The organism is Paenibacillus terrae HPL-003 (genome assembly GCF_000235585.1).
In the GTDB taxonomy this organism is placed as follows: Bacteria; Bacillota; Bacilli; order Paenibacillales; family Paenibacillaceae; genus Paenibacillus; species Paenibacillus terrae_B.
The window spans coordinates 1,242,388-1,261,332 of sequence record NC_016641.1 but is presented as its reverse complement, the minus strand read 5'-3'; the positions used below and the strand labels follow the sequence as shown (position 1 = coordinate 1,261,332).

The 18,945-nt window shown below is 48.1% G+C and carries 10 protein-coding genes; 5 read left to right on the top strand and 5 right to left on the bottom strand.

Annotated elements, in window-relative coordinates:
* The first annotated feature begins 175 nt into the window (after positions 1 to 175).
* The gene (locus HPL003_RS05865) at positions 176 to 1,900 is read left to right on the top strand and encodes a glycosyltransferase 87 family protein (protein WP_043922566.1); all 1,725 of its coding nucleotides are present in this window, start codon (positions 176 to 178) and stop codon (positions 1,898 to 1,900) included.
* A gap of 97 nt (positions 1,901 to 1,997) precedes the next feature.
* On the opposite strand, the gene HPL003_RS05860 is transcribed toward HPL003_RS05865, so the two are convergent.
* The 4 genes from HPL003_RS05860 to HPL003_RS05845 form a co-directional block, all read right to left on the bottom strand.
* Positions 1,998 to 2,702, bottom strand: coding sequence for a Crp/Fnr family transcriptional regulator (locus HPL003_RS05860; protein WP_043922565.1), 705 nt, complete (start codon positions 2,700 to 2,702; stop codon positions 1,998 to 2,000).
* A gap of 61 nt (positions 2,703 to 2,763) precedes the next feature.
* On the bottom strand, positions 2,764 to 2,934 hold the full coding sequence (gene rd, locus HPL003_RS05855) for a rubredoxin (protein WP_014278705.1): 171 nt from the start codon (positions 2,932 to 2,934) through the stop codon (positions 2,764 to 2,766).
* 15 nt (positions 2,935 to 2,949) lie between these two features.
* Positions 2,950 to 4,131, bottom strand: a complete 1,182-nt coding sequence (locus HPL003_RS05850) for an NAD(P)/FAD-dependent oxidoreductase (RefSeq protein WP_014278704.1) — start codon at positions 4,129 to 4,131, stop codon at positions 2,950 to 2,952.
* Positions 4,132 to 4,167: 36 nt separating this feature from the next.
* Positions 4,168 to 5,403 carry an FprA family A-type flavoprotein gene (locus HPL003_RS05845; protein WP_014278703.1) on the bottom strand — a complete coding sequence of 412 codons (1,236 nt, stop codon included), beginning with the start codon at positions 5,401 to 5,403 and terminating at the stop codon, positions 4,168 to 4,170.
* A gap of 258 nt (positions 5,404 to 5,661) precedes the next feature.
* On the opposite strand from HPL003_RS05845, the gene HPL003_RS05840 reads away from it, so the two are divergent.
* Together HPL003_RS05840 and HPL003_RS05835 are read left to right on the top strand one after the other, a co-directional pair.
* Positions 5,662 to 6,003: a cupin domain-containing protein gene (locus HPL003_RS05840; RefSeq protein WP_014278702.1), complete on the top strand. Its 342-nt coding sequence runs from the start codon at positions 5,662 to 5,664 to the stop codon at positions 6,001 to 6,003.
* A 115-nt stretch (positions 6,004 to 6,118) separates the two neighbouring features.
* A complete protein-coding gene (locus HPL003_RS05835; protein ID WP_014278701.1) occupies positions 6,119 to 6,892 on the top strand; it encodes a class I SAM-dependent methyltransferase in 774 nt (257 codons plus the stop codon).
* Between the two features lie 131 nt (positions 6,893 to 7,023).
* Here the strand turns inward: HPL003_RS05835 and HPL003_RS05830 are convergent, their stop codons facing one another.
* A complete protein-coding gene (locus HPL003_RS05830) occupies positions 7,024 to 15,174 on the bottom strand; it encodes a leucine-rich repeat protein (protein WP_014278700.1) in 8,151 nt (2,716 codons plus the stop codon).
* A gap of 357 nt (positions 15,175 to 15,531) precedes the next feature.
* Between HPL003_RS05830 and HPL003_RS05825 the strand changes: the two genes are divergently transcribed.
* Together HPL003_RS05825 and HPL003_RS05820 are read left to right on the top strand one after the other, a co-directional pair.
* Positions 15,532 to 17,163: a response regulator gene (locus HPL003_RS05825; protein ID WP_014278699.1), complete on the top strand. Its 1,632-nt coding sequence runs from the start codon at positions 15,532 to 15,534 to the stop codon at positions 17,161 to 17,163.
* Positions 17,160 to 18,923, top strand: coding sequence for a sensor histidine kinase (locus HPL003_RS05820; protein ID WP_043922313.1), 1,764 nt, complete (start codon positions 17,160 to 17,162; stop codon positions 18,921 to 18,923). Before HPL003_RS05825 ends, HPL003_RS05820 begins: the two co-directional genes overlap by 4 nt.
* Positions 18,924 to 18,945: the final 22 nt, after the last annotated feature.

Sequence of the window (18,945 nt, the reverse complement as noted above, 5' to 3'; positions counted from 1 at the left end):
GAACGTGTGGAAAGAGAACCGGCTGAAATATATACTTCTGTTCAGTCTCGTATTGTGTGCTGTGGTTAGTGTGGTTTCATTATGGAGTTATTCTGGCAGCTCGGCATCCCAGTCTGCTGCTATTAGACAGGGCCCGTCCGGCGGATTTGGAGGAGGCGGTGGACTCGGTAGAGGCATGGGAGCACCGGGGCAACGCCCTTCGAACGGACAGACCGCTGGAAATCGTGGAGCGGGAAATATAGGGCAGGATACCCGCTCAAATTCGACATCGACGGATACCATGAACAGCTCTGACGGTAAGAGTCAAGGAACGACAGGCCAATCTGCCGATTCATCTACCCAAGGTACTTCGACAACGGGTGATAAAGGTACAACGGCGGGGAATGACAATTCCACATCCGGGGGCAAAGGTGCTGTCAGAGACGGGCAGCACCGAGGTCCGGGCGGCATGTCCGGTAACGGTGGCTCTGGTAAGAGCATGGGCGGACCCGGCGGTGGTATGGGTGGTGGAAGAGGCGGACAGTCTTCATCTGCTTATGCGACTCCGCTGGCGATCTTCGCCGCTGTATTCTTCGGTGCGTTTGTGTTTATTGCATACCGTTTTCGGGCCCGTGAATGGAAGCTCGGGGAACGTAACCGGGGGCTGATGCTGTGGACCGTGCTGAGTGTGGGGTTCTTTTTAAGAATGGCAATAGCCCCATGGATTTCGGGTCACATGGATTTAATGCTGTTCCGTAACTGGGCTACCACGGCAGCGGATAGCTTATCGGGCTTTTACACGAATGGATCAAGTGATTATCCGCCGTTCTATATTTATATTTTATATGTGATCGGTAAAATCGGTTCTACAGATGCTTTCAGTCCCTATATGTCTGTGCTGCTGCGGCTTCCGAATATATTAGCCGATATCGTGACAGCGTACATGCTGTATCGGCTGGCAAGCAAACGGGTCGGCTATGCAATTAGCCTCGGGCTGGCTATATTCTATGTGTTTAACCCGGCTGTATTTATCAATTCGACCTTCTGGGGACAGGTAGATTCATTCTTTACCATGCTGATTGTGGGCATGATTGTGCTGCTGGTGGAAAACCGGATCGGCTGGTCTACCGTATTGTTTACGATAGCGGTGTTGATGAAGCCACAGGGGATTATTTATGGCCCGATTCTGTTCTTCGAGCTGCTGAGACAACGCAAAGTTCAACCTTGGTTGCTGGCTGTAGGTGCAGCCGTTGTGACGACAATTCTGGTCATATTGCCTTTTTCGTGGGGGCAGGAGCCGTTATGGCTGCTTGATTTATACAAGGGAACGGTTGGCGAGTATCCGTATGCTTCCGTGAACGCGTATAACTTCTTCGCACTGATTGGCGGCAATTATACGCAGGATACTACGACGTTGTTCCTGTTCAGCTACCATAAATGGGGCATGATCTGCATTGTACTGGTGACTTTGTTTACGTGGTGGATGTATACCCGCAGTCGGAAACCACAATTTGCGGCAGCGGCTGCACTGGTGCTAATTGCAGGTGTATTTACCTTTGCTTCCAGCATGCATGAACGATACTTGTTCCCTGCCGCTGCGTTGGCGGTACTGGCGTATCTGTATTTGAGGGATCGAAGATTTTTGTGGCTCGCGGGTGGATTCAGCCTTACGATTTTCCTGAACACCTTTGATATTTTCTATAGCTCCAATTCCCGGGATCAGTACGGTATCATATTGTGTGTGACCTCGTTGTTGAACGTGCTGCTGTTTGGGTATTTGGTCAAAGTCGTATGGGATTGCTCCAAATCCAACACGATTGAGGCCGCTCCTGCCAAGGACAGGGTTCCGTCAGGGCTTCCTTCCGGGAAACCTGCATGGGGAGCGTCTTCTCAAGCCGTGAACACAACGATGGAAAAATAGCTGATTGCAACATGTACAGAACAAAAGAAACCGCTCTTTGGCAAATGGGAAGTGGTCAAGGTGCCACAAGCCATAAGCTCAAAGAAGCGGTTTTTATTCAATCCATATATTCGTTCAGTTTCTCTATATCGCAGATGGTAATCTCTCGTGTACCCTTAGTATGAATAATCCCCAGCTGTTCGAATTTTCCGAATTTGCGACTGATGGTTTCACGTGTGACACCTACGTAATTAGCCATTTCCTCGCGTGAAAGGGGGAGGTTTATTTTAATGTGAGATCCGTCCGGTTTGCCATATTTATGCCCAAGCTCAAGAATCATATAGGCGATGCGGATTTCCGGGTCTTTGGTAGCCAGGCTTTGAGCCAGGTTTTCGGTATGGGCCAAGCGTTTGGTAATCGTTTTGAGCAGCTTCAAAGAGATATCGGGATTGTTGCGAATCAACTCCTCCATATCATCCTTGGTGAGCATACAAATATCAGTATCCTTTAGGGCATACGCACTAAAATTGCTTAGCTCGTCGTTATTAAATATATTCAACTCGCCAAAAAAATCGCCAGTTGTCAGAATGTGAAGAATTTGTTCTTTACCCTGAGGCGTCATCTTCAGCAGCTTGACATGCCCGCTTTTAATAATGTACAACGTATCGGATGCCTGTTCCTCGACAATCAAGGCCTCGCCTTTCTGATATTTTCGGTGCCGGATCATGGAGCTGACCTTGCACAAATCTTCGCAGGACAAAGAGGAAAAGATAGGTACTTTGCGGGCACAGGGCTCCTTTGCGCACTCACAGGGGCAGGACATCTCATTCACATTCATTCACTCCATTCATAAACCGGAAACTAAAAAGTATAGCGTGTTCTTGTTATTCTGTATCATCTATTGGGGCAAAATGGCTCTGATCCTCACCGCAGACTGGACAAACCCAGTCTTCCGGAAGGTCTTCGAACGCTGTACCTGGCATAACGTCTTCATCAGGATCACCCACAGCAGGATCATAAATATATCCACAGGGCTGACATACATATTTTTTCATGTTTAGATCTCCTTGTCATCCTAAAATTTTTGTAAGCTCTGGCGCATCCGGTTTGAGTCCCTGGAGGATGGCTGTTTTATATGGAAGTGAAGCGAGAGCATCCCCAAAGCCGATCACGCCGCAGATAGAGCCGTTTTGTATGAACATACGTGTATAAGAAACTTGATTTTCACGGGTCAGGCTGGTGTCACAGACTTGTTCGTCTACCAGACCTATGGAAAACAAGGGGCATTCATAACTGTTGGACAGGGTGACAGGGATGGGACGCTGGTAATCGACGGAAGTGCCCGCCATATTCGCGCCTGCTATTTTTCCTTGCTCTATGGCACTTTCCCATAATCCGTCCACTCTATTCTGAAATTCGGCTACATCACCTGCCGCATATATATTGGGAAAGCTGGTCTCCATCTGTGCATTCACCCGAATGCCGTGTCCAATATCAAGGCCGATTTGGTGAGCAAGTTCAGTATTGGGTACGATTCCGATAGAATATACGACATGCTCGCAGGGAATCACAGAGCCGTCCTGTAGTTCTACACCTTCTACGTGATCTGTGCCTGTAATATGCTTTACACCTTGCCCAAGCCTTACCTCGGTGCCCTGTTCGGTAATCCGTTGGGTCAAGATAGCAGAGGCCTTCTCATCCAGTTGGCGGGGCATAAGCCGGTGCGAAGCTTCCAAAATGGTTACGGAATACCCGGCTTGCTGGAAGGACCAGGCGGTTTCTACACCCTGAATACCACCGCCGATGATACATATCCGGTCTCCTTGTCGCAATTCCGCTTTAAGTCTGTCTGCATCTTGCCGAAACCGGATATTGTGAACGTTCCTTAGTGAAGCTCCGTCCAGCAAAAGCTTGCGGTTGTGGGCTCCTGTACACAGCAGCAGCTTGTCGTAAGCAACGGTTTGCCCGTTGGCTGTTTCGATGGTGCAGTCCTCTGCATGTATCGCGGTGATCTTTATGCCGGAATACACATGAATTCGTTGACTGGCAAACCATTTTTCCTTTTTGATCAGGATTTTATCGCTGTGCAGGTCAGTGAATAGTCCCTTGGAAAGCTTGACTCGGTTATACGGCAGGGATGCTTCTTCCCCGTAAATAGAAATTTCGGCCAGCTCATCATGATCCCTGATCGCTTTTGCCGCGTTAATGGCGGCAACGCTCCCTCCGATAATAGCGTAATGTTGATTACCCATTCAGTATCTCTCCTATCCCCTATAAGCTCCCTTTGCTCAAATGACGCTAAGCAGTAGATCCGAGACAAATTCAGCGGCGTTTTTAATTTTCTTCACTTTTTCATCTTCTGTAGGAGAGAAGCGGATGCGTACCGGGAATTCCACATGCGTCATACCGGTTGATTTGATTACCTCGGAAGTGCTTTGGACCTTCATATTGGTACCGTTCAAGTAATCCTGTACAACTTCAATGGCTTCTCCGCTCCAGCCGTAGGAACCAAAGGCAGCAGCCAGCTTGCCTTCCAGATTCATCTTTTGCATTTTTTGCAGCAGGTCTTCCAGCTTGCCCGTCATGTCAGCATATTTGGTAGAGCTACCGACGAAAACAGCATCCGCTGAGGCAATACTATTCAAAATCTCCGTTTCATCTGCCTTATCTACGTCCCATAGCTCTACCTTGATTTGGTTCTCCAAAAAGCAGTCTTTCAGGATGTTTGCCATTTTTTTAGTATTATTTTTTAAGGTGGCATAAACAATCGCTACTTTTCTATCATCCTTGGTTTCGGTGCTCATAGATGCGTACAAATCAATGAATTTGGCAATATCGTGCCGGATCGCAAAGCCGTGGGAAGGAGCAATCATCTCAATATCCAGGTCAGCAACCGCGTTGATTAATGTACGTACATATCTGCGGTGCGGATGGATAATAGCCTGATAGTATCCGATAAAGTCCTCGGTGATATCAAAACCGGCTTCATCGGCAAATAGATGCTCCACAGCCACGTGTGTGCTGAAAATATCACACGGGAACAAGATTTTGTCTTCCACGCAATACGTAATCATGGTTTCTTCCGTATGAAGGTAAGGTGTTTCCTTGAACAGCAATGTCTTGCCTCCAATATCCAGTTGATCCCCATCCTTGATGACGAGGAAGTTGCGATGCTGAAGCTTGTACATTTGCTGAATTTCCGGAACGGCAATCTCTGTGCAGACAATCGTAGCGTTCGTTGCCTTGGCAGCAAGCGCAGCCAGTCCGCCGGAGTGATCCGGTTCCGTGTGGTTGACAATAATATATTGAATGTCCAGCGGATCGATCAATTCGGCTACAGCCTCTGCAAATTCTCTGCCGAACGCCATATCTACGGTATCTACAATGGTTGGCTTACCAGTTTTTAGCAAATATGCATTATATGTTGTACCCTTTGATAGTAGAAGACGATGAAAGGGAACCTCACGATTATCAATTTTTCCTACCCAATAAATATCCTTTGCCAGTTGGAATCCTGGTTTCATAGGAACAACCTCCTGCTTGTTTTTGTTTGTCTAGCACAATTCGATTCTAGTTGGATGTAACGATGAAAAAGTTGATTGAAATCAAATTTTTGAATATTTAAAAGTATTTTTGACTTAAATTTAGTTTAGTGATTGCAATCACAAGACGAGCGAAATATTTCAATACAATAAGGTCATATAGATTGAGGAGCCTGAGAACATGCCGGGTATTCAATCCATCACAAGCAAATCTAATTTCAAACAGGAGCGTGAATCTATATGAAAAAAACAAACCTTATTCAATTTCAGGAATATAAAGAAGCTGCGTTTACAAAACGAATTGTGCATAAGGAAGCCGACAATGTAATCTTTGTTCTCAACTTCACTCCGAATGCCGAGTTGCCAACACATAATCATCCAGAAGCCAATGTATATTTGCTTGTTCTTGAAGGTAACGGTACGGTAACTGTGAATGGTGAAGAAACGGCAGTTGTGCAAGGGGATATCATTCATGTTACAGGAGATGAGCACTTCTCCTATCGTGGTGGTGCAGAGGCGAATTCCAGTCTGCATGTGGTGTTGACCAAAACGCCAAGTGAAAGCTATGCGCAAAACATATAAAAGAGAGCACATCACCATCGCTATATAAATCAAAAATTGAAAAATGTTAAATTTTTTTACACTCGCATTGATAATGAATATCATTATCGAATTTTGAGAAGAGGTGTTGATGGCCATGCAGACAGTAGATTACAAACAGGTGCCAGGGCACTGGGTATTGGCAAGTCTCGGTAAGCGCGTGCTTAGGCCCGGAGGGTTAAAAACGACACGTTGGATGATCGAAGGACTTGACGTAACCGGGCAGGATGTGGTTATTGAGTTTGCTCCCGGATTGGGCATCACTGCCCAAATCACATTGCAGCTTAATCCCCGCCGTTATATTGCGATTGAACAGAATGAGAAGGCGGCTTCTATTGTAAAAACGTATGCAAACGGAGCAAACCGGGAAGTAATTATTGCCGACGCTGAACAGGTTCCGTTGCCGGATGCCTCTGCGACGGTGGTATATGGGGAAGCTATGCTGACGATGCACACAAGAGCCAAGAAAGGACAGATTATTTCGGAAGCCAGACGGCTTTTGAAAACGGGCGGGAAGTATGCTATCCATGAGATGTGCTTAGCTTCAAATGATATTGAGCCTGAGCTCAGAAAGCAGATTTACAAGGATTTGGCTGTAGCCATGAGAGTGAATGCGACACCGATGACGGTATCGGAATGGGAACAGCTGCTGAAAGAGGAAGGCTTTAAGGTTGTTAAAATCTATACGGTCCCCATGCACTTATTGCATCTGCCACGTATCATTCAGGATGAGGGCTGGTTGAGGTTTGGCAAAATTGCCTTTAATCTTATGCGCAACCGTGCTGCCCGGGCAAGAGTTATGGGTATGCGCAAACAGTTTGTAAAGTACGCCGACCATCTACAAGCGGTCAGTATCATCGCTGAGCGATAGTCTGAACTCCCGAATAGGACAATAATGAAGCTTTTTTGAGTAAATACCAAAAAGGAGACGAACCCCCCACCAGGGATTCATCTCCTTTTTGAATTTGCTGCTATGCCAGACTGAATTTATTTTTGAAGATTTTAATTTTGGTTATAGATTCTATACAGGAATACAGCAGCCTCGGCACGAGTGGTTGGTGCTTTGGGGGCTATTTTGCCGTCTGATCCTGTAATGAGACCTTCCTGCACCAGCGCAGCCAAGCTTGCAGCAGCATAACCAGCAATATCTGCACGATCACTGAAGGAATCCAGTGCAGCCGTCGAGGTTGTGGCAGCCAGCTTGTTTGCCTTTTGCAGGGCCTTGTCGGTCATGACCATCATATCCTGTCTGGATACAGGGGCATTCGGATTAAATTTGTTGTCACCGGAGCCGCCTGCGATGCCAAGCTTTTTGGCAATGCCTGCTGCTTCGTAGTAGTAGCTTCCTTGCTTAACATCGGCAAAGCTGCTGTCGAAACTTGTGGTCAGCCCCAGCGTTTTCACCAGCAGCGTCAGGTATTCCGCGCGGGTGATTTTGGCCGCAGGAGAGAAATTATTTTCCGTCGTACCGTTGATGACGCCTTTGGAGGACAGGACCTCAATTTGCTTCTTGGCCCAAGTGTGTTGACCTAAATCCTGAAAGGATTTGTCCACATAGGCTACAGCATATTGGCTAAAATGATGCGTGGTAAAGCGAACGGCTCCAATGGATGCGTCATATTTTCCTGAGGTCACCGGAGTAGCATGACCTGCTGCATCAACATACTGGATGGCAATATGCTCTAAATTTTTCATTTCTGCTGCTGTAGGCACATAAGGAATAGCCACGGTTACAACCGCATTGTTGTTATTCCATGGCAATCGCTTGCCGTTGGCCTTCAGATTCAGTTCAATCACAGGACGAGTGCCGATATGAGATCGCGCTTGTGCATCCAGCTTGCTGTTGCTGCCTGAACTTAATTCCAGCGTAATATGCTGCGCTCCTGCTGCTTCTGCAGTCCCGAGCATGTTGCCTGGGAGGGTAACGACTGCCATCCCTGTCTTAATTTGAATGGCACGGGATGCATCCGCACTGGCTACAAAGCTTGTTGGTAGCGTCAGCTCATAGGATTTGGCTTGATTCGATTCAACGGTGACCTCTAGCGTTTTCATTCCTTTGCCATCCGCCTGGGATGCAGCGAAGGCGTTGCTGAGGAAATCGGAATCCATTGTAATTGTCGCCAGCCCTGTGCTGCTGTTCAGCTTGGTAGTAAATGATTCAATGGGATTCCCCTTGGCATCCAGTACGCGGACAGACGAGGCTGTGCTCGGTGTCGCGGTTGTGGAACTTCCGCTGGCGCTGCTACTACTGCCGCTGCTGCCACTGGAATTATTGCCATTACTACCGTTGCTATTGTCGCTATCGTCGTCTTGGTCGTCACCGTCATCTTTGCTGCTGCTTGTGTCGGAAATCTGAATCATCAATACAGCATCGTTGCCTTTATCAAATTGCACGGCTAACGGGAGATTGCCCTTCGGTTGCGTTGCCAGATACTCTTTTTTGATCGTCAGGACATCGCCGTTTACAGTATAAGCCGTTGCTCCGATGGATGCTCCCGCTTGTTTGATATCGGTAATGGAGGAAGCATCGTTCCAGATGATCGTGGCTTTTACATCCTCCTGTCTGCCCGATTTTTGATCAAAGCTGGCCGTTGCCGGACGGAGGCTTGCATCGGCTACCACTTTATTTTCGATAGCGCGAACGGTCAGGACAGCCTTGTCTCCAAAGTCAAAGAGCAATTCAATGCTGACTGTGTCGCCTTCTTTTAGGTTTAGGCCGGACAGGAAGCCTTTTTTCAATGTCAGGGTATTTCCTTTTACGATATAATCGTGGCCTTCGACCAGTGCATCCCTGTTATAGACCGCTTCTGTGACACTTCGGCTAGGGCCTTGATTCACGCCATAGACCACTTGGGTAACGCTATGGGCTTCGTTCCAGGTAATTTCCGTAGTCACATCTGTTGGATGGCCAAGGTCAAAGTTGCGGGATGTTGGACTGATGGTAGCCGGGTTGGCCGAAATGATCACTTCACCCGACGCCAGCACCTCGATTTGCCGGGCACCGGTTTTGCTTACTCCGGTTTCATCCTTCGCATCTGCATAAACGATATACTTGCCGACCTGTGGAGTTGCCCACTGATAGGTGTCGCCAGTTGAATAGGTATCAAGCGTTACTGTCTCCTGACTGTCTTCATTCAGTGCCCGGAAAGAGTAGGTTTTGTTGCCGATTCCACCGACAGCCTCCGCGCTCAGGGCGATGATGCCATCTGCTGCTTCATGCTTGGCTTTTAACTGTACGGACAATGGCGTATATACCTTAAACGGAATGGAATTGCTTTCCGCATATGCTTCAGCCTTGGAACCTGACCACCCGTAAAGGGTAAGGTCTTGTGTGTCGCTAAATGCTCCCAGGCCAATGTCGGATACACCCTCACCCAAAATGACCGTTCTGAGGTTAGGAGAACCAACAAAAGCAAACTCTCCGAGTGTGGTATTACTGTCCAAAATGGCAACGGACTTCAAATGATTGGAGAAAGCAAAAGCCCAGTCATTAATTTTGGTCAGGTTACTTCCCAACACAATGGTTTCGATGCCTGTATCAGAAAAGGCGAAGCTTCCGATTTCCGTCAAGCTGTTAGGGAGCTTCACGGATTTCAGATTGTTCGTTCTGTTAAAGGCAGAAGTACCAATGGTCAACAATCCCTCGGGGAATTGGATGTCTGTAAGGAACTGTGCCTTTTGGAAGGCGTAGTTACTGATATTTGTTACGGTCGCCGGAATTTTATACACAGACTCCGGTTTAGCCGCAGGATATAGAATGAGATTGGTTTTTGCTTTATTCAGCAATACACCCTCCTCACTGGCATAAGAAGCATTGTCCGGGTCGACATTAACGCTCTTAATCATCAGTGAGCTGGCAAAAGGATTACCGCCAATGGAGGTCACACCTTTCCCGATATTCACAATGGACAGCCGCTCGGAGTTGGACAGTACAAAGCTGCCCAAGGACTCTACTTGGTCCGGAATCGTGATTTCCACCAGACTGCTGTTGTATTGGAAGGCATAGTCACCAATTTTTGTGACGCTTTTGCCAAGATCGATGCTTGTCAGCTTGCCACTATAGGCGAATGCATACGCACCCAGCTCTTCTACCCCGTCTCCCAGCTTCACCCTTTCCAGCTTGTCGGAGTGGGTAAACGCCGCCTTCCCGATGGTTTTGACACTGTCGGGAATCGTCAGAGAAAGCAAGCTAATGCTGGAATCAAAAGCATGCTCTCCAATCGTTTGCAGGCCATCCGAAAGCGTGATGGAGCTCAAGTTGGCTGCAACATGGAAGGCATAATCTTCGATTTTGGTCACGGTGTCAGGAACCGTATAGGCATCCCGACCGTGTCCGGCAGGATAGCGGATCAAGGTTGTTTTGTCCTTGTTGAACAGCACCCCGTCCTGGCTTGAGAAGGCTGTATTGTCCGCAGATACTTCGATATTTTTTAGGCTTGAGCTGCCGTTGCTGTCAAATGCCTGCTGTCCCATTAGAGTTACGCCCTTCCCAATGGAGACATTGGCTAGCTTCGCATTTTCGGCAAATGCGAAGTCTCCCAGGGTGGTTACACTGTCCGGGATGGTAACGGATGAGATTTGCGTTTCTGCAAAGCCTCTTGCTCCAATGGTGAGCAGCCCGCTGCCCAGTTGGACGGTAGCGATCCGGCTTCCCCAGAAAGCCTCGTCCCCGATGGAAGTGACGGAGTTCGGTATTTCGACGGACCCGATCGCCGAAGAAGTGAAGGCTGCACGGCCAATGGAGGTCAGGCCGTCCGGCAGCTTGATTTCTTTCAGGCTGGTTGTAAGAGAGAACGCATAGTCGCCAATTTCCGTTACACTCTCTGGAATATTAATGGAGGTGAGGGCACGGGTTTCCTGGAAGGCGCCTCGATTAATCCGGGTTAAACGATCCGGCAGGTGCAACGATCTCAGAGCTGTGTCACGGGCAAAGGCGCTATCGCCGATGTCCTTCACTGTGCTTGGCAGCGTAATTTGTGCAAGCTTGGCGAGGTCGGAAAAGCTGCTTTCCCCGATCACTTCCAGCCCTTCCGATAAAGTGATCACTTTAAGCTCCTTGGCATAGCTGAATGCCGCTCTGCCGATTTTTTTCACCGAGGCCGGAATTTTCACCGATAAAATATCCTCGCGGTAGGCAAATACCTCCTCGCCGATTTCGGTTACACTATCGGGAATGACAATGTGACCGCCGGGGCCGTTGTAGCTCGTCAGAACTCCATTCACAATAGTGAAATCAGTGCTCGAGACTGCCTCTACCGTGATCCGGCTGATGGCGGATTTTCCGGAGGCCGTCGCCGTAATCGTTGCTGTACCGGCTGCTGTTGCTTTTATCAATCCGTTCTGGTCCACACTGGCGACCGATTCATTGGAGCTGGTCCAGGTGATCGGGCCTGTAACCACTTCGGGGTTGGTTGTCGCTTTCAAGGGCTTGCTTGAACCAACGGTTAGCTTCAACGCCGCTCGGTTCAGCACGATGCCTTGGCTGCCGATCGGTGTGACCGTAACCTGGCTGGAAGCTGACTTGCCATTGGAGGTTGCCGTAATCGTTGCCGTGCCAGCATTCACGCCAGTAATGGCTCCCTCTGTATCGACGGTAGCCACCGCCGGATCAGAGCTTGTCCAGGTAATCGCTTTGTATGTGGCATTTACCGGCGTAATGGTTGCCTTCAAATCCTCGGTTGTACCGACGACTAAGGAGAGAGCTTCCTTATCCAGTGTAATGCCTTCTGTTCCAACAGGCTCAAGAACAATACTTTCACTGCTGTAGTTGAACGCATAGTCAAACATGTCTACGGAGATTTTGTCTGTAGGAAGACCGTTTTTCGTCAGCTTGTCCTTCAGATCCGTGATATCCATAGTTACTGTATTGACGGAGGTTCCGTCCGGCAGCTTTTCATCGGCATCCTTGATAGCCACCAGATTGGACAATGCGCCGCCATTGCCTGTGGTTAATTGCAGCCCGCTGGTATAATGGTTATCCTTGATAGTCATCTTCAGATACGTCTTGTCATTTTCTTTATAAATGCTGTAATCGGCGAGCTTGGGGCCTGTTTTGTCATAGGCAAAATCAAAGGTCCAGGAATCGGTTCCTTGCCCGTTTGTACCTGCGACTACCCCGGTAATCTTAAAGGTATATATTCCTTCCGGTACCTCGTCATTATTCTGGTCCAGTCCGTCAAAGAAAGGCTGGTCGCCCAGAAGAGCCTCCGCCCAACTGATTTCACCAGAGCCTGGATAGTAAATGGATTTGGGCACGTGCGAATAATTAAACTCTTTGACCATGTTTCCGGCCTGGTCGGTAAGGGTATACTTCAAGCTTTCTGCATTCCGCAGCATGCCTGTTGAGATACCCACAATTTTGGAGCTGTTCCCCAAGCTGTTCGGGGAAATTGCGAATTTCTCGGGCATGACTCCCCAGTTCAGATCCAGGGCAATGGCAACCTGATTTTGACCCAGAAGATATTGCACACCGGGATACAAGTTATAAACTGTACTGCCTAGCATAGAGTAGCCTTCCTTGCCGTACTCCGTACCATCGAAAATACGAGGTTGTCCCCAATCCCCATAGAATCCGACGAACGGAATGGAGAGGTTTACACCCTTTTCTGCATTCAGCATCACGAATCCGTCAATAAAGGTTCCGTTTTTTGTCGCTTGGTCCAATTGTGCTTTGAGCGCATCCGACAATGTGATTTTCACAGTAACACTCGTTGTCCCATGTGCAGGTACAGTTACTTTACCGTCCGTTGCACCGCTGTATTGTACCTGGATGCCCTTTCCGGCATAGTCTGTAGACTTCTGTGCAAAGAGGCTCTTGCCGTCCTTCGTCACTATTTTTTCCGATAGAGCCGCTGTATTCAGGTCATAGGACAATGCCTCATCCGACATGCTGTGAATATCGAAGGTGAAGGAATAGGCTCCTGCTTTGTTGTAGCCCAACTCGGCTTTAGGTCTTTCATTGTCCTTAACCGTCACATAAGCTCCTGTCGTGACTGCTCCGCTCACATCCGCCAAGCCTGCGCCCTGCTTGCGTGGGGAGTAATACTGCTGATCCTCGTCCTTGGCAGGGTGAGCGGTGTTCATCAGCAGAGTATGCACTAGCTTTTCCCGTTCGACCGCATCTGCAATATTCAATTTATTGGTGACATATTGTTTCACTATAGCCTCGGCTCCGGCGATATGAGGAGAAGCCATAGATGTACCACTCATCGTCTCATATTGATTGCCGGGAACGGTAGAGTAGATATTTTCTCCGGGTGCAGTGATTTCCGGTTTCAGCTTCAAATCTGGTGATACGCCCCATGAAGAAAACTCCGACATCTTGTATCCATCCGGGTTAGGCGCATTTGTTCTGAATTTTTCGTCCACCGTCAGCTTTTTATCAGCCAGGTTCAGCAGGAACTCTCCGTCTTCCTTTGTAATGGAAACGGCCGGGATGTAATAGGAGCTGATATCCATGTTGGCTTTGCCTGTTTCATTGTCGAAAATGACAGCTGCTACCGCGCCAGCCCCATAGGCAGCGCCGACCTTTTCCTGGAAGCTTATTTGGCCGCCACGGGACATCAAGGCGATTTTCCCTTTTAAATCCCCTGCCTTCCGGATATCCTCCGTGCTTCCGTAACCAGCGTATACATAGTCGTATGTACGGTTCAACGCCTGTATTTTGGGATCAGCGGCACTGGAGGTATCGTTGAAAATAATTTTTCGATCGCCTGCGAGAATATAAGGGGCGTCCGAGATACCGCTATTCACCATACTTGCCACGGATAAGGCGGCTTCATAGGTGGAAGGAGCGGCTACGATGGAACTGTCGGGCTCATTGGCAAACGGGAGGTTGGAGCCGGACTGGTTTTGATAAGCGGCGCTGTAACTGTTGCCAGCAGCGACCACCAGGTTGATCCCTGCATTTTCAATTCTGCCGTACATGGCGTCCTTACTTGCTTCTCCAGCTGTGGAAAAGCCCGCATTGGAGCCAAGGCTCATATTGATAACATCTGCTCCCATTTTGACTGAATCGTCCAATGCAGCAATGATGTCAGCATCATTGGTATATCCGTTGATGTCATCAAACACCTTCATGATCATCAACTGGGCGTCAGGTGCAATTCCTTTTAATTTATCGCCACTCGCAGCTATAGTGCCTGCCACATGAGTGCCGTGGGAGTTGTCAGAACTGGCTGAGGGAATAACATTGGTGTCTTTGTCAGCATAGTCATAGGCGTAAGGCACCTTATCATCCATGTAGACATCATCTACCTTCACTTTGCCAGCAGACATATCGGTACTGTTTAGGATATCACTGATCTTTTGGCGGCTATGCTTTAGGGTCAATGAGGGAGGCATATGCGTGGAAAAGGCTTCATGCTTCCAATCCAGACCGGTATCGACAACAGCTACCGTCATTCCTTTTCCTGTATAGCCAGCCGCAATTGCCGCAGGAGAACCGATCATTCCTGAGCTGTTCGCCATAAGAGGCTCCATGGACTGCTTAGGCACGACCTTTTCATAGGTGCTGGCTACCCAGGCGTTTTTAACACCAGGCAATTGTCGAATTTCCTTCAACTGCTGGTAGTCTACCTTTAGCGAAATCGCATTCATAACCATGTAATAATCGTAGATGACTTCTAATTTTGGGGCGGTCATCTTGCTTAATCCAAAAGTTTTTAAGGAAGATGAATCCTTTGTGGAGAAAGCGCGAATCTGGCTTTTTACCGATTCATGCTGGGCTGCGAGGGTACGCCCACTGCTTTGCAGAGCATTCAGTCGATTACTGAAAGCTTTGGTGGAAGCACTGGAAATAAGCGGGGCACCTTGTAATTCCACGATTACGGTTACTTTGCCCGAGGGTTCGTAGGTGGCTTGTGTTACGTTGGTTTCTCCTGATGCTTCATAGGTTGCCTCTGCAACGGATTTTCTGGCGATTCCGCTTTGTTTTAAGGCTCCTGTTTCCAGCTTTTCCTTAAAGGAAGGCTCGCCTGAGCTGGAGCTTGCTACTGCATCTGCTTTCTGTTTTGCGGTATCCAGTGAAAGCAAAGTGCCATTCTCATCTGTCGCTGAAGCCGCAAATCCTATTCCTGCAGCAAGCAGGGTGTTGCTTATGAGTAAGACGATAAGAAAGCCTGCAATCCATTTATTTTTCCAAACCTTCAACAATCTTGTTCCCCCCTGAAAATAGATTAGTATAGTGAAAAAGAGATCCAGCAGGACCCATTGATGTGCATCACCATTCACCCATAAATGATAATGATTATCGTTATCAATATACTTAAAAATAATAGAAAGAGTCAATACAGTATTTTTAAAAGTTTTTGCTAAACAGGAGTTGATCGTGTTGTGGAGGCATGGGGGCAGGTGTTTCCTAAGAGGTTATTGGAGTCTATGAATCGGAAAAATGATAGGTGTAACAGCAATTTCCATTTCCCGATGTTTCCATATTACCATATTGCTAGATATAATTGGAATAGTTAACCAAAATAAAATAACGCTCAAACCAAAAGGAGGAAGTAGGTTATGAAACTGCATCGAGCCATTGTAGTAGATGATGAAATATTCACTCGCAAAGGACTGCTTCAACTCATGGATTGGAAAGCCTGCGGCTTTGAGGTCGTTGGGGAGGCGGATAACGGTGAGGATGCACTGGAACTGATCGGCAGCGTTCATCCTGATCTGGTCATCACCGATATTCGTATGCCTGTGCTGGACGGATTGGAGCTAATTCGTTGTGTAATCGGACGGTGGACGGATCATCCTGCGTTTATTATCTTGAGCGGCTACAGCGATTTTGCTTATGCACAGCAGGCACTTCGCTACGGGGCTCACGATTTTATGCTCAAGCCGATTGATGAGAAGGACTTTTCGGCTACACTGCGCAGACTGAGTAAAAGGCTGCATCATGAGCAACAGAATGCACAGCTCTATCAGAGTCGCCGTACAGGTGAGCTGTTGGAGACACTGACGATGAATGGGGAAGATGACGTCGTGGTGCCGGCTTGGGAACAGCAGCTACGTCTTGGAGAAGCTGCGCATATGCACTATGTGCTCGTCGAGTTGAATGATCAGCATCCGTGGCGTCCCGATGGCAACGCTGTTCCGCTGTCTCTTTTCCAATTCAGAGAGCTTGTAGAGCAGGCACTTTATCGTTTGATCGATGGTAAGTATTCTCTCTATATCCATGAGCACCGTAACCGGATTGGCATCATAGTGCCGGACTTCTTTTTGAAGAGCTTTGAATGCAGGGCAGACGCTTTTATGAAAGCGCTACAACGGGAATTGGAGGAGATGGAGTTACTGAAAAATCAGATGGGGAACCGGGTCTTTATATACGTGGGGAGCCCTGTTCAACGATTGCAAGATATCCATAGGTCCTATGAACGTGCCAAGGAAGCGGCGCTCCATAAATACATTCATGACCGCAGCGGCATTGTCCTGTATCAGGAGGAGGAAATGCCAACGCTCCACTACAGGACGATCCATCAGGATGTACTCGATTGCTTGACGGAGCAGGTGGAGGAGATGCGGTTGGAGGAGCTATATTCGACCGTAGATCATCTGTTTTGCAGCTTTCGTGAGCAGCATTATGCCCCGGAGGCTGTAAAAATGAACTTGCATCAATGCGTAATCAGCATCGTGCGGGTCATTCAAAATATGCAGGGTGATGAACGTTCGCTTCAGTCATTAGAGCCTATGATGGGCTGGCAGGATATGAACCTGTCGTTGGGTGAATTACAGCGGCTATTTACAGCTTTTGCCGAGGAAAGCAGCCGAATGATTGGAGTGTTGCGCAAGGAGCGTCAACAGGGAGGAATTCAGCACATCCGCACCTACATTGAGCAGCATGCGGCAGAGAACATTAACCTGAAAAGTATAGCAGCCCGCTTTTACATAAATCCGGTCTATCTGGGCCAATTGTTCAGAAAAACGTACGGGGTGTACTTTAACGAATTCCTGCTGCAATTACGGGTTCAGGAGGCTAAACGGTTGCTTCGTCAGACCGATTTGCGCATTTATGAAATTGCCGAGCGTGTGGGCTTTGGCAGCCCGGATTATTTTGTCACCCAATTTGAGAAATTGGTGCAGGCCAAGCCAAGCGAATACCGCAGTAGCCTGAATACCCGTGTGGAGCCGCAAAGGGGCAGCGAATGAGGATGCTGCGCTCAACCCTTGACCACGTCCGCCTGCGGGATAAAATGCTGCTGCTGTATTTTCTCTGTGTATTTGCGCCAGTGGTGCTGACCAATCTGGTTTTTTACCACGTCACCTCGCAAAATGTAAAGGAACAGCGAATGCAGGATATTTCTCGTGCGCTGGAGCAGATCAAAATTGAGTTTTACCGTGAGTTTGAAGATGCGATGGAAATCTCGTCTATCTTTTATACCGATCATCAGCTAAACGAACTATTGGAGCAAACATACCCCCATCCCGCTGAATATATTGCCGCCTATGATTCTTATTTACGTCGTATGTTAAACAATACGTACAGTCCTGTATACCATTCTGTGGGTGGAATGACGATCTACACAGATAATCCGACTCTACTGAATTCCGGGGGGATCAGCTTTATAGATGAGCGGGTTAAAAGCTTGTCCTGGTATGCCAAAATCCCGCCCGGACGGCAGTCCAAGCCTATATTTGTACGTACTGACGACAGTACGGGCGAGCAGCAGTATCCCTTTAGCCTGATTCGGCGGATGAACTATTTTTATTCCCAAAATGGCCGCGAGAAAATACTGAAAATAGAGCTGCGAATGTCGTCCATTCAAGAGATTTTCCATAATCTGAATTTGCGGGGCAGTCTCTTTCTACTCAACGAGCGGGGCGAAATCGAATATACGACGGATCCCAAGATTGATATCAATCATAAGGTTGTGGCCTATAATACCCTCCAACAGCCCAAGGATACTATAGAGTTCAAGACCAATTATGTGCTGACGAGTAATCTCAATGGCTGGAGCATTGTGGCTGCGGTGTCGGGCGATGAAGTACTGTATGAAATGGAGGAATCCCGCAATTTTGTGCTGCTGTTAACCTGTATGAATATGCTGCTGCCTACCTTGATTATTATTTGGATTACACGTTCGCTGAACGTGCGCATTCATCGTATTCTGAAGCATATGAAAAAGGTGAAAAATCAGCATTTTGAACGGATTCCCGGTACAGAATCGCGAGATGAAATCGGGCAGCTGACCGGTGAATTTAATCGGATGATGCTCAAAATAAAGCGACTGATTAATGATGTCTATGTGGCGGATATTCAGCGAAAAAATTTGGAGATTCTGCGCAGGCATGCCCAGCTTAATGCACTTCACAGCCAGATCAACCCACATTTTCTGTTCAATGCACTGGAGACGATTCGTATGCGAAGCCTGATGAAGCATGAAGACGAGACAGCCCGCATTATTCATAATATGGCGCGAATTTTTCGCAATTCGTTGGTTTGGAACAAGGATAGGGTCACGTTGCGGGAGGAGCTGGAGCTGATCCGTTGTTTTCTGGAAATTCAGCAATACCGCTTTGGTGAGCGGATACAGTACGAAGTGCAGGCGCGACCCGAGGACCTGGACTATCTGCTTCCCAAAATGGTTGTGCTTACGCTGGTTGAAAATGCAAGCATTCACGGCATTGAGCCGCTGAAGCATGGGGGGCGCATCGAGATTCATTTTGAGCGTCGGGAGGAGCGGCTGATGTTAACGGTTCGAGATGATGGAGTCGGCATGTCTGTGGAACAGGTACAACGGCTGTACAGTTACATGCAAAGACAGGAGGAAATGGGCGAGCGTATCGGTCTGCAGAATGTCATCTACCGTCTGAAGCTTTACTACGGAAGCCGCTTTGAGCTTGATATTCGCAGCGCACCCGGCGAGGGGACGGAGATTCGTATTCTAATTCCGGCGGATGTGGAATGAGGCCTGCTTCCTTTAGTTTCCT

Coding starts and splice junctions, on each gene's coding strand:
- HPL003_RS05845 (WP_014278703.1), bottom strand. CDS start 5,403: ATGAAACCAGGATTCCAACTGGCAAAGGATATTTATTGGGTAGGAAAA.
- HPL003_RS05865 (WP_043922566.1), top strand. CDS start 176: ATGGGAGCACCGGGGCAACGCCCTTCGAACGGACAGACCGCTGGAAAT.
- HPL003_RS05850 (WP_014278704.1), bottom strand. CDS start 4,131: ATGGGTAATCAACATTACGCTATTATCGGAGGGAGCGTTGCCGCCATT.
- HPL003_RS05825 (WP_014278699.1), top strand. CDS start 15,532: ATGAAACTGCATCGAGCCATTGTAGTAGATGATGAAATATTCACTCGC.
- HPL003_RS05860 (WP_043922565.1), bottom strand. CDS start 2,702: ATGTCCTGCCCCTGTGAGTGCGCAAAGGAGCCCTGTGCCCGCAAAGTA.
- HPL003_RS05840 (WP_014278702.1), top strand. CDS start 5,662: ATGAAAAAAACAAACCTTATTCAATTTCAGGAATATAAAGAAGCTGCG.
- HPL003_RS05835 (WP_014278701.1), top strand. CDS start 6,119: ATGCAGACAGTAGATTACAAACAGGTGCCAGGGCACTGGGTATTGGCA.
- HPL003_RS05820 (WP_043922313.1), top strand. CDS start 17,160: ATGAGGATGCTGCGCTCAACCCTTGACCACGTCCGCCTGCGGGATAAA.
- rd (WP_014278705.1), bottom strand. CDS start 2,934: ATGAAAAAATATGTATGTCAGCCCTGTGGATATATTTATGATCCTGCT.